Annotated in this window: 10 protein-coding genes; 7 read left to right on the top strand and 3 right to left on the bottom strand. The window is 65.1% G+C overall.

Going from position 1 to position 15,314, the window contains the following annotated elements; translation table 11 throughout:
- The first annotated feature begins 144 nt into the window (after positions 1-144).
- Together BST40_RS18480 and BST40_RS18475 are read left to right on the top strand one after the other, a co-directional pair.
- A complete protein-coding gene (locus BST40_RS18480; RefSeq protein ID WP_083155063.1) occupies positions 145-1,938 on the top strand; it encodes an MFS transporter in 1,794 nt (597 codons plus the stop codon).
- A gap of 483 nt (positions 1,939-2,421) precedes the next feature.
- Positions 2,422-4,197, top strand: coding sequence for a cellulose binding domain-containing protein (locus BST40_RS18475; protein ID WP_279629022.1), 1,776 nt, complete (start codon positions 2,422-2,424; stop codon positions 4,195-4,197).
- Between the two features lie 14 nt (positions 4,198-4,211).
- Here the strand turns inward: BST40_RS18475 and BST40_RS18470 are convergent, their stop codons facing one another.
- Positions 4,212-7,646: a TM0106 family RecB-like putative nuclease gene (locus BST40_RS18470; RefSeq protein ID WP_083155059.1), complete on the bottom strand. Its 3,435-nt coding sequence runs from the start codon at positions 7,644-7,646 to the stop codon at positions 4,212-4,214.
- A gap of 299 nt (positions 7,647-7,945) precedes the next feature.
- Here BST40_RS18470 and BST40_RS18465 point away from each other — a divergent pair, with 299 nt between their 5' ends.
- Complete coding sequence (locus BST40_RS18465) at positions 7,946-9,427, top strand: MFS transporter (RefSeq protein WP_205411886.1); 1,482 nt, start codon at positions 7,946-7,948, stop codon at positions 9,425-9,427.
- A gap of 49 nt (positions 9,428-9,476) precedes the next feature.
- Here the strand turns inward: BST40_RS18465 and BST40_RS18460 are convergent, their stop codons facing one another.
- Both BST40_RS18460 and BST40_RS18455 read right to left on the bottom strand, forming a co-directional pair.
- Positions 9,477-10,061 (bottom strand): LppP/LprE family lipoprotein, encoded by a 585-nt coding sequence (locus BST40_RS18460; protein WP_075545548.1) that lies wholly within the window; start codon positions 10,059-10,061, stop codon positions 9,477-9,479.
- A 207-nt stretch (positions 10,062-10,268) separates the two neighbouring features.
- Positions 10,269-10,871, bottom strand: a complete 603-nt coding sequence (locus BST40_RS18455) for a DUF4190 domain-containing protein (RefSeq protein ID WP_131808250.1) — start codon at positions 10,869-10,871, stop codon at positions 10,269-10,271.
- Between the two features lie 535 nt (positions 10,872-11,406).
- Here BST40_RS18455 and BST40_RS18450 point away from each other — a divergent pair.
- The 4 genes from BST40_RS18450 to BST40_RS30170 form a co-directional block, all read left to right on the top strand.
- On the top strand, positions 11,407-13,131 hold the full coding sequence (locus tag BST40_RS18450; RefSeq protein WP_075545546.1) for a DEAD/DEAH box helicase: 1,725 nt from the start codon (positions 11,407-11,409) through the stop codon (positions 13,129-13,131).
- Positions 13,128-14,267, top strand: a complete 1,140-nt coding sequence (locus BST40_RS18445; protein WP_075545545.1) for an acyltransferase family protein — start codon at positions 13,128-13,130, stop codon at positions 14,265-14,267. Before BST40_RS18450 ends, BST40_RS18445 begins: the two co-directional genes overlap by 4 nt.
- Positions 14,268-14,351: 84 nt before the next feature.
- Entirely contained in the window at positions 14,352-15,068 is a 717-nt protein-coding gene (locus BST40_RS18440) for a siderophore-interacting protein (RefSeq protein WP_075545544.1), read from the top strand.
- Positions 15,069-15,125: 57 nt separating this feature from the next.
- Positions 15,126-15,314 (top strand): hypothetical protein (locus BST40_RS30170; RefSeq protein WP_208618914.1); only part of this gene is annotated, 189 nt, incomplete at its 3' end.

The following is a 15,314-nucleotide window of genomic DNA, read 5'->3' as shown; positions in this document are numbered from 1 at the left end:
AACGGCGTACCTTCAGGCTAGCGCCCGTCGCACGAATTGCGGACCGAGCGGGAGTCACACCTGCAGGGTGTTCAGGTGCATCGCGGTCGATATGGCGCTCCGGAATAATGCACGTGGATTCGGTAGCCGAAACGAGGTGGGTAGATGACGACGGCCACGAGCCGGATGCCCGCAGCCAGCTACTCGCGGAGCCCGTGGAACGCGCTGTGGTCGATGATGATCGGCTTTTTCATGATCATGCTCGATTCGACAATCGTCGCCATCGCCAACCCGACCATCATGGCGGTGCTGCACGTCGGCTATGCCACCGTGGTCTGGGTGACCAGCGCCTACCTGCTGGGGTATGCGGTGGTATTGCTGGTGGCCGGCCGACTCGGCGACCGGTTCGGGCCCAAGAACCTTTACCTGACCGGACTGGCGGTGTTCACCGCCGCATCGATGTGGTGCGGCTTGTCGGGCAGTGCCGGCGCGCTGATCACCGCTCGAGTGGTGCAGGGTGTGGGCGCCGGGCTGCTTACCCCGCAGACGTTGTCGATCATCACCCGGACCTTTCCCGCTGCCCGCCGCGGTGTCGCGATGAGCATGTGGGGGGCGACTGCCGGCGTCGCCAGCCTGGTCGGGCCGCTGGCCGGGGGGGCACTGGTCGGCGGGCTGGGTTGGGAGTGGATCTTCTTCGTCAACATCCCGATCGGCGTACTCGGCCTGGCGCTGGCGGCCTGGCTGGTCCCGGTCTTGCCGGTCCGGACACAGCGGTTCGACCTGATCGGGGTGGCGTTGTCCGGAATCGGGATGTTCTTGCTTGTTTTCGGGCTACAGGAGGGTCAATCCGCCGGGTGGCAACCGTGGATCTGGGCGGTGCTCGTCGCCGGCCTGGGATTCATGTCGGCGTTCGTCTACTGGCAATCGCTCAACCGGCGCGCGGCGCTGATCCCGCTGGAGATCTTCCGGGACCGCGACTTCAGCCTGTGCGCCGTCGGGGTGGCCGTCACCGCGTTCGCGACCACGGCGATGATGCTGCCGCTGATCTTCTATGCGCAGTCGGTGTGCGGGCTGTCGCCCATTCGCGCCGCGCTACTGATCGCACCGGTGGCGATCAGTAGCGGCGTGCTCGCACCGTTCGTCGGCCGTATCGTCGACACGTCGCACCCACTGCCGGTGGTCGGGTTCGGCTTTTCGGCACTGGCGATCGCGATGACCTGGCTGTCCATCGAGATGGAACCGGACACCCCTGTCTGGCGGCTGGTGTTGCCGTTTTGCGTGATAGGCGTCGGGATGGCGTTCGTCTGGTCGCCGTTGGCCGCCACCGCCACCCGCAATCTGCGGCCCGACCAGGCCGGCGCGAGCTCCGGCGTCTACAACGCCACCCGGCAGCTCGGGGCGGTGCTGGGCAGCGCCAGCATGGCGGCGTTCATGACGTCGCGGATCAGCGCCGAGATGCCGCCCCCGCCTGACGGGGCGCCCGGGTTCGGCGGAGATGGTGGCGGCCTGCAGTTGCCCGAGTTCGTGCGCGCGCCGTTCTCGGCCGCCATGTCGCAGTCGATGCTGCTGCCCGCGTTCATCGCCTTGTTCGGAATCGTGGCCGCGCTGTTCCTGGTCGGCGGCATGGGTGCGACGGCCTCGCGCCGGCTGCTGTCGCAACAGGACCATGGCGACGACTATGGCGACGACGATCAGGACGCGGACCAGGATTTCGATGACGACGACGATTACGTCGAATACATCCTGCAACCGGAACCCGATCGGTGGCACCGGTCGGATGGCGAAATCCCTTGGGCTTATGGGCAATCGCGCGGCGAACCGGTTGACGTGCCCGCCGAGGTCGTGCGCAACGGCTCACACGTCGACTCGTCGCCGCAGACATCGACCTCATCGCTGCTCGGGTCAGGCCAGGCCTACCGCGCGCATTACCTCGACGATCCACACGGCCCCGCCGGCTAGCGTTTTCTCCGGTGTGATCAGCCGGCCGCGTTATTTCGGTTCGGCGCTGCAATGTCGCGCAATGACGCTGCACAGCAATATGCCATCAGCGGCTCGGCCAGCGGTGTGCACATGGGGTGGAGTGACCCTTTGTCTCTCCTGGAAATAGGACCGCCACGCCCGCTGGAGCGGCCGTGGCGGCAACCCATAATAGAATTTGATTCTGCGAAAAACTGCCCCTACGCTGCGCCAAGGCGCGACGTACGAAGATTTCATCCTGGCATCGATTCGGTCAATATCGAGCAGCTTGAAAAGCAATGCTAAGCATTCGGCAAAGGCGTGATTTCGAGAATTAGAAGATTACCCGCCGATATCGGTTCGAGAAAGATCCGGCAGCTGTGAGCAAAATATCACCGGCCGGGGTCATACGTTAGGCCGATGCCAAATTCAATTCGATGCGAATTACGAAAACTCTGGCAACCATCGCTTGTCGCCGTCTTGTCGATGCTTCTCGTGGCCGTCTGCGTTGTCGTGGTCACTCCGGTGGCCCGAGCTGCCGGCGTGACGGCGAAGCTGGCGGTGACATCGCAATGGAGTACCGGCTTTGTCGCCAACTACACGATCTCCAATTCGGGTGCGACTGCGCTGTCCGACTGGAAGGTCGAGTTCGACCTTCCCGCAGGCGAATCCATCACCAATGCGTGGAGCACCAAACTCGCCCAGTCCGGCACGCATTACACGCTGACCCCCGAAGACTGGACGCGAACGATCGCACCCGGCGGTTCGGTCACCGTCGGGTTCCAGGCCGCCCAGACCGGAACGTATTCACCGCCGGCGAACTGCCTGGTCAACGGACAGCCGTGCGCCGGTGTCGGGGCGACCGCCACCACGACCCCGACCACCCCGACCGCCAGTCCGGCCACAACCTCCACCAGCCCGGCAACCACTACCGCGCCGGCCGGGACTGCCGGCGCCTACACCGCCGCCTTCGCCAAGACCAGCGACTGGGGCAACGGTTTCAACGGCAACTTCACGATCACCAACCCCGGCCCGACGCCACTGAGCGACTGGAAGCTCGAGTTCGACATGCCGGCCGGCCAGACCCTGACCAGCGCCTGGAACGCCAAGCTTGCCGCGCAGGGAACCCATTACGTGCTCACGCCGGAGGATTGGACGCGCACGGTGGCCGCCAACGGGGGCACGGCAAGCCTGGGCATGCAGGGCGCATACGCGGGTAGCTTCGCCGCGCCGACGAACTGCACCCTCAACGGCCAGCCCTGCTCGGGCAGTGGCGTCACACCACCCCCGACGACGAGCACGACCACGCCGACCACCACCCCGCCCGTCACCCCTGGCGGGGCAACGCCGGCGCGATTCGCCCCCTATGTCGATATGACGCTCTACCCGCAGTTCGACTATGCGTCGGCCACCCGCACGGGCGGGCTCAGGCACGTGACGCTGGGCTTCATCGTCAGCGGCGCACCGTGCACGGCATCATGGGGCACCTACTACGGGCTCAAGGACCAGTGGGTCACCTCGGCGATCGGAGCGCTGACCGCTGGCGGCGCCGACGCGATCGTCTCTTTCGGCGGAGTCGCCAACCAGGAGCTGGCGCTGACCTGCACCAGCGTCGATGCGCTTGTTGCGCAATACAAGTCGGTGATCGACGCCTATGGGATCCGCGATCTGGACTTCGACATCGAGGGTGCGGCCCAGAATGACGTCGCATCACTGACCCGCCGGTCTCAGGCGATCGCCAAGTTACAGGCGGACAGCAGGGCCGCCGGTAACCCGGTGCGCGTCTCGTTCACCCCGCCGGTGCTGCCGACCGGTCTGACCGCCGACGGGTTGCGGGTGGTGCAGAACGCCATTGCCAACGGTGCGGACATCGGCCAGGTGAACGTGATGGCGATGGACTATTACGACCCGGCCTTCGATTACAGCGGAAAGATGGGCGACCTCGCGATTCAGGCGGCCCAGCGGGTCCACGATCAGCTGGCTCCGCTGTATCCGTCGAAGTCCGACGCCCAGGTCTGGGCGATGGTGGGGGTGACACCGATGATCGGCGTCAACGATGACCTCCGGGAGGTGTTCACCGTGGCCGACGCCGACAAGCTGACGGCCTTTGCCCGGCAGAAGGGTCTTGGCCGGCTTGCCATGTGGTCGGCCAACCGCGACTCACAATGCCCGCCCGGAACTCCGCAACCGTCGAATACCTGCAGCGGTGTGACCCAAACCGCTTGGGCCTTCTCGAGTTCTTTCAAACAGTTCGGGGGGTGATCCACGCCGCTTGATTAGGTGGCCCCCCGGCTAACTATGGGCGGCCGCGAGGTCAATGCCAGGAAGGCTCCCAAGTCGATCAATCCCGCGGGTGTGGTCGGCAGATATTGGGTCAGTAACTCGGAGCGCACGACGACCGCCGCGTACTGCGCCCGGCTGATGGCCACATTGAGCCGATTCCTGTTGAGCAGGAACGATATGCCGCGGGGCACGTCGTCTGCCGAAGAGGCCGTCATCGAGATGAAGACGACGGGCGCCTGCCCGCCCTGGAACTTGTCGACGGTGCCGACCCGGATTGCGTCCAGGCCGGCGGACCTCAACCGCTGCCGCAGCAATCCCACTTGGGCGTTGTACGGCGCCAGCACCAGCAGGTCGGAAGCCGCCAACGGCCGCGTGCCGCCCTCGTCGGTCCACGACCGTCCGAGCAGCGCCCGGATCTCGGTCAGTATCGCCTCGGCCTCCTCTGGGCTCTCGGTCGAATTACCTTGGTGCGCGACGGAAAGCACATGCACGCCGGGCTGGTAGCCGGCAACGCGACGGGCGGCGGTGGGCTCGGCGTGAGACTGTAGTCTGCCTTCGTAGGACAGCATCGAAACGGCCGCGCAGACCGCCGGATGCATTCGGTAGGAGCGGTCCAGAAAATAGCCACGTTCGTCGGGCAGGGTGCGCTGCCCGTCGACCAGCCATTCCAGCGCCGAGGCGTCGACTGGTTCGGGATGAGCGCCCTGGCTGACCTGAGGAAGCTGTTGCGGGTCGCCGAGCAACAACATGTTCGTCGCCGCCGGCGCCACCGCGATGGTGTTGGCCAGACTGAATTGGCCGGCCTCGTCGATCACCAGCAGATCCAGGCCGCCGCGGGGCACGCGGTGCTCGTTGGCGAAATCCCAGGCGGTGCCGCCGATCACGCATCCCGGATGGTCAGCGATGAATGCCGGGTAGTGCTTCTCGTCGATCAGCTGCCAGCGCGGAGCAGCGCGGTCATACTTTTTCTTGGCGATGCACCCGGGATCCAAGCCGGCGTCGATCACACACTCCAACAGGTTCTCCACAGCGGCGTGCGATTGCGCGACGACGCCGATGCGCCAGGAATGCTCGACGACCAATCGCTTGATCACCCCTGCGGCGGTGTGCGTCTTGCCGGTCCCCGGCGGCCCGTGTACCGCGACGTATGAGGCGTCCAGTTCCAGCACCGCCGCGCTAAGGTCGGCGACGATGTCGGTTCCCCGCGGTAGCCGGGTGCGTGGCGGATGCCGCAGCAGCACGTCGACCAGCGCCGTACGGGGCAGTCGCGGCAGCCCGACAGCGACCGCGGATGCCGTGGCCTCGATGGACTTGCGCAGCACCGTTGTCGGTACGGGTGGCCCGGGGGCCAGCGCGAACGGCAGTCGCTCAAACGTGTTGCCGTCACTGCCGGTTCGCTCCAGAATCACCACCTCGGTAGGCAGACCCGGGTCGTCGACCCCGACAACCTCGGCGTGGCCCGCGGCCCGCCGGTCGGGGTCGCCGCTGATTCCGGGCGGAGCCGGCGGGTCGTAGAGGGCGAACACGCTCGTCTTGAGGTCGCCGCGCGCCAGTTCGCCGGTCAGCCGCACCCGCCGTTGCGGTTTACGTGCTCGCGGGGGCGTATGCCAGGCGGCAACCACCGACTTTTCGGCGACAACGAAAACGTCTGCGCTGTCCGACCATTCGTCGAGCGGGTAGTTCAGCCGGTCGAAGTGTGCCCACCAGAACGGCTTGTCCTCGCGGCGGTGGTAGCCGCGTGCCGCCGACAGCAACGCGACGACATTTTGTTCCGGTGTGCGCTCGAGCGCTGCGCCGTCACCGATGAAGGTCGCCAATGTTGCGGCTAACTCATCGTGATCTTCGACCCGGCCGCTGTCGGCAACCGGCTGGATCCCGATCGGTGTGACGCCTGCTTCCCAAGCGCGCATCAGTAACCAATCGCGCAGTTCGCGGGTGGAGCGGCAGTCGTAGTGATTGTAGTCTTCGATCTCGTTCAGCACCGCCGCGGCCTCATCCGTGCGGCCTTCGGCGCGTAATTCGCAGTAGTGCGCGTAGCAGGTGATCGAGTCGGCTGCCGTCGTGACCTCACCGGCACGCAACCGGGCGCCCATATAGAGCGGCTCCAGCGCTTTGAGGCTGAACGACTCCCCGCCGGCGCGAAGGCTTTTGCGCACCAACGGGTAGAGGTCGACGAGAACACCGTTGCGCAACAACTCGTCGACGTCGTCCTCACCGACGCCGTGGCGCCCGGCGAGCCGCAGCAGTGCCGTCTTCTCGTACGGCGCGTAGTGGTAGATGTGCATGTTGGGATGGCGACGGCGACGTTTGGCCACCAGCGCCAGAAAATCCTTGAGGGCCTGACGTTCCTGTGCCCGGTCGTGTGCCCATAGCGGACGGAAGGCTCCCGCAGGTCCGGATTCCAACACGCCGAACAGGTACTCCAGCCCCCACTCGTGGCCGTCGGCGGTCCACAGCGGATCGCCTTCGAAGTCGAAGAACAAGTCGCCGGCGTTGGGTTCCGGCAATAGCGCCAGCGGCTGCGGGTCGACAATCTCGTACTGCGGTTCACCGGTATTACGTTGCCGCACTTGTATTTTGGCTTGCGCAGTCAGCTTGCCGAGGATGCTTGGCGCCAGGCCCGGCACCGGTTGGGCGTGTTTGGCCAGCTCGTCGACTGTCGTGATGTTGGCGTCGAGCAGCTTTTCCCGCTGGGTGACACGCATCCCTGCCACCAGCAGCAGGTCGTCGGTTGCGCGCAGTTGCTCTGTGCACAGCGGACAACGAAAACAGGCGCGAACGCCAGGATCGTCCCAGCGCACCGCGGTGCCCGAGGCGTAGTGGCCGTCGAGGAGGTGCTGCAATGCCGCGCGCTGGGTCCGGTACACCGGAATCAGATCGCCGACGCGGTAATGCACGACTGTGCCGTCACCAAGTTGCAGCTCGGCGTACGGGCCCACCGGCACGCCTGCGGTGGCCAGCGCGTCGGCGTAGGCCGCCAGCTGCAGCAAGGCCGTCACTTGGGGCGAGCGGGCCAGCTTGGTGTCGACGACTCGGTAGCGCTCGCCATCGCGGATCAGGAAGTCGGCAAAGCCGACGAAGCGACCGTCGAACATCGCGGCCTGGTACACCACCTGGGCGCGGTTGGCGATGGCGCGTTGAGTCGCCTCGGCGGCGGCCGCCAGGCCGGCGAGTGTATATGCCGGACGGCCGATGACAGCGACATCGTCGCCGAACTCGTCACGCAATCGGTCGAGCTGGCGTTGTTCATGCTTTACACCCAAATCGGCGGTGCGCAAAAGTATCTCGTCCTCGACGGCCACGGCGGCGCCCCGGCCCAACTTCGCGTCGAAATCCCGCAACAGCGCGTACTCACAGCTTGCAGCCGAGGCGAGATCCGAGGCGCTGTAGACGATTCTTGCTCCAAGACTGCCACCGCTGACGAACACAGCAGTAACGGTAGGGGAGAGCTCCGACAAGCTCGCTGATACGGGTTCGGCTCCACCGCGGCCGGACACTCCTCCGGCGAAACTTGCTGTCCACGCAACAGTTGCTTCGAAACCTTCTGCTGGACGCGTGTTAGCAGCCTGCCTAGCGTTTGTGACACGGATCAGTCGGGCTAGTGATGCGATCCCGCGGCGGTGGTGCTAGGCGGCGTTCCGACACGATCGGGGTGTCGAAACGAAATGGGTAGACGGCCATGGCGATGACACGGTTTGGCGAGCGCGGGGGACACGCCGCATCGACAATGCCGCGAAACGTCGCCAGTGCTACAAGTTTTCGTAGACTATGGGCGATCCTGGCGACAATGCTGGTCGGCCGTTTCATGATCCTGCTCGACTCCACGATCGTTGTCGTGGCCAACCCAAGCATCATGTCTGCGCTCAATACCACGCACGACATGGTGATCTGGGTGACCAGCGCTTACCTGCTGGCCTTCGCGGTGCCGCTGCTGATGGCCGGACGTCTCGGTGACCGCTTCGGCCAAAAGTATCTCTATGTGCTGGGTCTCGCCATCTTTGTCTGCGCTTCGGCGTGGTGTGGCCTGTCCGGCAGCGTCGGCATGCTGATCGCTGCCCGTACGGTCCAAGGCGCCGGAGCCGCGCTACTTGCACCGCAGATACTGTCGACGATCACCCGTCTCTTTCCACCGCAGCGTCGCGGTGCCGCGATGAGCGTATGGGGCGTCACTGCCGGGGTCGCTAACTCGGTCGGGCCGTTGGCCAGCGGTGTTTTTGTCGACGCCCTTGGTTGGCAGTGGATCTTTCTCATCAATATCCCGGTTGGCATCGTCGGCCTGGCGCTGGCGATTTGGCTTATCCCGGTGATGCCAACCCATCGGCATCGGTTCGATGTGGTCGGGGTCGGCTTGTCTGCGATCGGCCTGTTGCTGATCGTTTTCGGACTGCAGCAGGGCCCGTCGGCCGACTGGGAGCCGTGGATCTGGGCGATGATCGTCGCCGGGGTCGCGTTCATCTCGGTATTCGTCTACTGGCAGTCAATCAACGCCCGCGAGCCGCTGATCCCGCCGCGGATCTTCGGTGATCGGGACTTCACCATGTCCACCCTCGGGGTGGCAGCAATGTCGTTCACCATGACATCGATGACGCTGCCGGTGATGTTCTACGCGCAAGCAGTGTGCGGGATGTCGCCGATCCGCGCGGCCCTGCTGACGGCGTCGATGGCAGTCGTCAGCGGTTCCCTGGCCCCGATGGTCGGCAAGATTGTCGATAGATCCCATCCACGGACCGTGGTCGGGTTCGGCTTCTCGATGGTGGCGATCGGACTGATCTGGCTCTCTTTCGAGATGTCCCCAGCCGCGCCGATGTGGCGGCTAATCGCGCCCTTTATTCCGATGGGAGTCGGGGTGGCGTTCGTTTGGTCGCCGTTGGCCGCCACCGCGACCCGCAACCTGCCGCCAGATCTGGCTGGTGTGAGCTCGGGTGTATACGACGCGACTAGACAACTTGGCGCCGTGCTGGGCAGCGCCGGTATGGCAGCGCTGATGACATCGCGGATCGCGGCCGAGATCCCGGCGCGGCCTGGCAGCACCTCACCAGCGGCGGTACCCGGCAGCACTGGCACCAGCGTGTTGCTGCCTGAGTTGCTACGCGAGCCGTTCTCCGCGGCAACGTCGCAGTCGATGTGGCTGCCCGCGGTTGTCGCGCTAGTCGGTATAGCCGCCGCGCTGTTCATGGTTGGGTTGCGCCGCGCCAATGCCTGGCAGTAAACCGATCCCAACCGGACGCAGGTGAGGAGATCGCCGGCGGTACTGCTGCTCAGCCATTACCGATGATTTCCACTGCGCTGCCGTTCCAACGGAATTTCACCACGCTGTTGAGACCCATACCGTTGGCGTAGGTCAACGCGACGGTGTTGCCGTTGGTTTGTGAGTCATCAATTCCGTTGAACCCATACGTGTCAGGCACACCCTGCGGGATGAACTTGCCAAGGTGGAACATCACCGCACGAGTAGTGGGATTAGTGTCGTTGGTGTTGGCCTTGATGATCACCGCGGACAGCTGCGCGCACTCGTTATAGTTGCCGGCCAGCGGTTCCGGATTCCAGGGCTGCTGACTGCGAGGATCGCGAGGCAGCTCGGACACGACTCGAACGATTGCCGGCGAGGCGAGGTTGACCGCACACGGGTCGGCCGGGGCCGCACTACTGGTGGGTGGGGCCGCCGTCGCCGACGACGGGTTCGTTGGGCTCGACGCGCTGGAGGCAGCGACGGGAGGTGTGGTTGCCCGCGGTGTCTTTGCGACCGTGGAATCCCCCGAACCACAGCCCGTCAATGTCGCGGCGACCAATGCCGTCGCAGACACGCCAATCAGTGACGCGGCACGGCGGGAGAGCGACCACACAATCGGAACCGTACCGCGATCGGGCTGCGGAGCGTGTCAGGCGTGGCCGTGGCAGCGAGATCAGGCGTAGGGTGATCGCCGAGGGTAACGCCACGGCGAACTTTCGACGCAAATCTCGCCGTGGCGTTCCGCTCGCGGTACACGAAATACCAACATGCCGAATGACTGCCGCGAAAACCATTGCATCGAGCCACAATCTGCGACTGCCTACTTGGTCGGTGGCGGCATCGGCGCGTACTTCGACGCTTCGACGACCCTGAAGGTCGCCTTCCTCATCGTGTCGTACTTGTCGCTGGCAACGAAGACGAACATGTCCTTCCGGGTGGCTTCACCTGGCGCAAGTGCCTCAACGAAAGCGGTGTCGGCTGCGATACGATTTCCGTTGGCATCCAAGGCTTCAACGTCGACGCTGAAGGATGCGCTCTTATTGCTCTTGTTCCGAAGCGTCACAACCATCTTGCCGGGCTTGTGCGGATCGTCATCAGTGACAAATTCACCGAACTGCACGTCGAGATCGTTTCGCAGAATATCTTCCGTGCTCTGGCCAGTTATGGCCTTCCGTGAGTCGCCTCGGTCCTTGAAGGAGTTGGCGATGACAACAATCCAAAAGGTCGCCAGGATCAGTGCCAGCACGCACAGCAGCGTGCCGGCAATGGCCATGGCTTTGCCTGCCCGGACTCCTTTGCTCGCCCGAATCATCGCGATGACGCCACACGCAAGGCCCACCACGGCGAACGGAAAGGCCGCTATCCCGAGGGCGGGAACCAGCCCTAGACAAGAACCGAAGACGCCACACAAAAGAGCAGTCACCGCGAAAACGTTGCCTCTTTGTGGCCGCGGCGGGTGCTGCGAAGGAACTTGCGGGGGCAGCCCACGCGCTGTTGGGGCCTGTTGCCACGCTTGAGGTGGCGGTTGGGACGACATGCAGACCTCGATCGGTGAAAGCGTCGTTGCTGATGGACGGAAGCTAAGCCGCAGTACCGGCGGCACCAGAAGTGCCAGAAGTCCCTGACCAAAAGCTAAATGGCCCTTTCCGACCAATTGGGCCGAGACGGGACGAGGCCAGGCTCCGTAGCAGGACAAAACCCCCGACGGGCGGCGGCGGGAGCAGCAAACGCTCGCTGCTCTCACCGACAGTGATCGCTGTCGGGGTGATTGTCTACCGCGCGGCGTCGGTTGCCATGTTCCTGGCGCACGTTCGTAAGGTGCCGCCGATGCCGAGGGCATCTGTGGACACCCGAATTCGTCGTCGAGATATCGAATCACCGCGGCCATTCCCCTTGGCGGCCGATCGGCAGCCGTGCCGTACGGCATAACGGTGGATCCCGGCTAAACTCCGTGTCAAATGGTCACCCCGGACAACATGCCCGTCGCCCCTCCCGACACCTTCGTCGACCTGCAGATCCGTCCCTCGGTCCTGCGGGCGATCGCTGCCGTCGGTTACGAGTCGCCGACAGCTATCCAGGCCGCGACGATTCCGGCGCTGATGGCCGGTTCCGACGTGGTGGGGCTGGCGCAGACCGGAACCGGCAAGACCGCCGCGTTCGCGCTCCCGATCCTGTCCAAAATCGACGTCACCAGCACCGCGACCCAGGCGCTGATTCTGGCGCCCACCCGGGAGTTGGCGCTGCAGGTCGCCGAGGCGTTCAGCCGCTATGGGGCGTATCTGCCCAAGCTCAACGTGCTGCCGATCTACGGCGGGTCGTCGTATGCCGTGCAGCTGGCCGGGCTGAGGCGCGGCGCGCAAATCATTGTCGGCACCCCCGGTCGGGTCATCGACCACCTGGAGCGCGGGACGCTGGACCTGTCCCGGGTGGACTACCTGGTGCTCGACGAGGCCGACGAGATGCTGGCCATGGGTTTCGCCGAAGACGTCGAGCGCATCCTGTCCGACACCCCGGAATACAAACAGGTGGCCCTCTTTTCGGCGACCATGCCCCCGGCGATCCGCAAGATCACCGCCAAGTACCTGCACGACCCCCTGGAAGTCACGTCCAAAGCGAAAACAGCCACCGCGGAGAACATTTCGCAGCGCTATATCCAGGTGGCGGGTCCGCGCAAGATGGACGCCCTCACCCGAGTCCTCGAGGTCGAGCCCTTCGAGGCGATGATCGTGTTCGTCCGCACCAAGCAGGCGACCGAAGAGGTTGCCGAAAAGCTAAGGGCGCGAGGCTTTTCCGCGGCGGCCATCAACGGCGACATTCCGCAGCAGCAGCGGGAGCGAACCATCACGGCGCTGCGGGAAGGCGGTCCCAAAGGCATCGACATACTGGTCGCCACCGACGTGGCGGCCCGCGGACTCGACGTCGAACGCATATCGCATGTGCTCAACTACGACATCCCGCATGACACCGAGTCCTACGTGCACCGCATCGGACGCACCGGCCGAGCCGGTCGCTTCGGAGCCGCGCTGTTGTTCGTCTCCCCGCGCGAACGCCACCTGCTCAAGGCGATCGAAAAAGCCACCCGGCAAACGATGACCGAGGCCGAGTTGCCCACCGTCGAGGACGTCAACGCGCAGCGGGTGGCGAAGTTCTCCGATTCGATCACCGATGCGCTGGCAAAACCCGGCGTCGAGCTGTTCCGCAAGCTGGTCGAGGACTACCAACGCGAGCATGATGTGCCGATGGCCGACATCGCCGCGGCGTTGGCACTGCAGTCGCGAGACGGCGAGGCATTCCTGCTGGGACCCGAACCACCACCCGAGCGGCGCAGCGAGCCCAAGAAGCCCGCAAGCGATCAGCGTGCCGAACGGCCCGAAAAGCGTCGAAACGGCCCGCCGCTGAGCACGTACCGGATCTCAGTCGGCAAGCGTCACAAGATCGGTCCGGGCGCCATCGTCGGTGCGATCGCCAACGAAGGCGGGTTGCACCGCAGCGATTTCGGCCACATCGCCATCGGGGCGGACTTCTCGCTGGTGGAGCTGCCCGCCAAGCTGCCGCGCGCGACCCTCAAAAAGCTCGAAACTACCCGGATCTCCGGCGTGTTGATCGACCTGCGGCCGGACCGGCCGGCCGGCAAGGCGCGCCGCTCCGACAGTGGCAAGCCACGCCGGAAACGGGTCGGATGACCCTGTCCAAGGCCGAGGACGACCAAGGCGGACTCGAGCAGATCTCACACGTGGACCGCGTCGCGTCGCTGACCGGAATCCGGGCAGTCGCGGCCCTTCTGGTGGTTGGCACCCATGCGGCTTACACCACCGGTAAGTACACCCACGGCTATTGGGGCCTGGTGTCGTCCCGGATGGAGATCGGTGTGCCGATCTTCTTCGTGCTGTCCGGTTACCTGTTGTTCCGTCCGTGGGTGCGCTCCGCCGCCACCGACGGCCCACCACCGTCGCTGAGCCGCTATGCCTGGCATCGGGTCCGGCGGATCATGCCCGCCTACGTCGTCGTCGTGCTGATCGCCTACGTGATCTACCACTTCCGCACCGCCGGGCCCAACCCAGGACACAGCTGGATGGGGCTGGTGCGCAACCTGACGTTGACCCAGATCTACACGGATGGCTATCTCGGTTCCTATCTTCATCAGGGGCTGACCCAGATGTGGAGCCTGGCGGTGGAGGCAGCCTTCTACGTGGCCCTGCCATTCCTGGCCTACGTGCTCCTGGTGCTGGTCAGCCGGCGGCGCTGGCAGCCCAGGTTGTTGGTCGGGGCGCTAGCGGGAATGGCAACGATCACGCCGCTCTGGTTGGTCCTGATACACACCATCGGCTGGTTTCCCGACGGTGCTCGGCTCTGGTTGCCCAGTTACCTGGCCTGGTTTCTCGGCGGCATGATGCTGACCGTCTTGCAGGCCATGGGCGTGCGCTGCTACGCGTTTGCCGCCCTGCCGTTGGCCGTCGTCTGCTATTTCATCGCCTCCACGCCGATCGCCGGCGCACCCACCACATCGCCGTCGGCGGTGACCGAGGCAGTGGTCAAGGCGTGCTTCTACGCCGTGATCGCAACGCTGGCGGTGGCACCGCTGGCCCTTGGCGATCAGGGCTGGTACTCGCGGCTGCTGGCCAGCCGACCGATGGTGTGGCTTGGTGAGATCTCCTACGAGATCTTCCTGGTCCACCTGGTGACCATGGAATTCGCCATGGTTCACGTGGTCCGCTACCGGGTATACACCGGATCGATGCTGAACCTCTTCATCGCGACGATGGTGGTGACCATCCCGGTGGCATGGCTGCTGCACCGGTTTACCCGAGTCAAGACGTAGGTGTCGGCGCCGTCCGGTCGTTCAGCATTTTAGGTTACCCTGCCCTAAATTGATGCGAACGCGACGAAGGAACAACAGCGACTCATGACCGAACACAAGGCATCACGGGGCTGGCAGGGTGCGGTGTTGAAGCTCATGCGGGCCGGGGACTACCGGCTCACGGTGACCGGCTGGCGTGAGATCAGCCCGCACTACCTGCGGTTGAGCTTCGACGACGGCGGGATGTTGGGTGAACATGCCGTGCATCCGACCATGTGGATCCGGATGTGGTTCGCCGATGGCGACAAGTCGCACCAGCGCGGTTACACGCTGGTCGACCCCGATCCGGCTGCGGGCGTATTCGACGTCGAGTTCGCCCTGCACGAGGGCATCGCGTCGAACTGGGCGCGCAACGCGCAACCCGGCGACACCATCGAGGCGACGGTGCTGGGCAGCAAGTTCGCCATCCCAGATCCGCCACCCGGCGGCTACGTCATCGTCGGCGACACCGCATCACTGCCGGCGATCAACTCCTTGCTCGAGTCGATCGGCGACGCCCCCGCGCGAGTGTTTCTCGAGGCCGGCTACGACGAGGACAAATCGTTACCGGTCGCCCGCGCCGACGACGTCACGTGGGTGGATCGCAAGGACGACGGCAACGCGCTGCTCGAGACGGTGCGCGGGGCCGCGTTCGACGCGGGCGATCACTTCGGCTGGGTTGCCAGCAGCACCCGCACCACCCGCTCGGTCGCCAAGGCATTGCGTGAGGACTTCGGCATTCCGCGCAAAGCTATTAAGGCGCAAGCCTATTGGATGGCCTGACCGGCGAAGCGGCTCAGCTCGACCCCGGCCTGCGAATCGCAGGGTGACCGCCGCCGTATGGGGCGTTGCTCTCGACGGGTAACGGCCGATTACTTCCGCATCACCGGCACCGTCGGGACCCGTGGCTCCACCGGAACCCGATGTATGGGCGGTACCGGCCTCGGAGTGGGTGTCGGCGGTGTCGTGGGCCTCGGAGCTGGCGGCGGCGTCACCGGCGGCGGTGTGGTGGGCGGCGGGGTCACCGGC

It is taken from the genome of Mycobacterium persicum (assembly GCF_002086675.1).
In the GTDB taxonomy this organism is placed as follows: domain Bacteria; phylum Actinomycetota; class Actinomycetes; order Mycobacteriales; family Mycobacteriaceae; genus Mycobacterium; species Mycobacterium persicum.
The sequence above is the reverse complement of the archived record's forward strand: the minus strand, read 5'-3'. Positions and strand labels throughout refer to the sequence as shown.

Coding starts and splice junctions, on each gene's coding strand:
- BST40_RS18480 (WP_083155063.1), top strand. CDS start 145: ATGACGACGGCCACGAGCCGGATGCCCGCAGCCAGCTACTCGCGGAGC.
- BST40_RS18475 (WP_279629022.1), top strand. CDS start 2,422: ATGCTTCTCGTGGCCGTCTGCGTTGTCGTGGTCACTCCGGTGGCCCGA.
- BST40_RS18465 (WP_205411886.1), top strand. CDS start 7,946: ATGCCGCGAAACGTCGCCAGTGCTACAAGTTTTCGTAGACTATGGGCG.
- BST40_RS18450 (WP_075545546.1), top strand. CDS start 11,407: ATGGTCACCCCGGACAACATGCCCGTCGCCCCTCCCGACACCTTCGTC.
- BST40_RS18445 (WP_075545545.1), top strand. CDS start 13,128: ATGACCCTGTCCAAGGCCGAGGACGACCAAGGCGGACTCGAGCAGATC.
- BST40_RS18440 (WP_075545544.1), top strand. CDS start 14,352: ATGACCGAACACAAGGCATCACGGGGCTGGCAGGGTGCGGTGTTGAAG.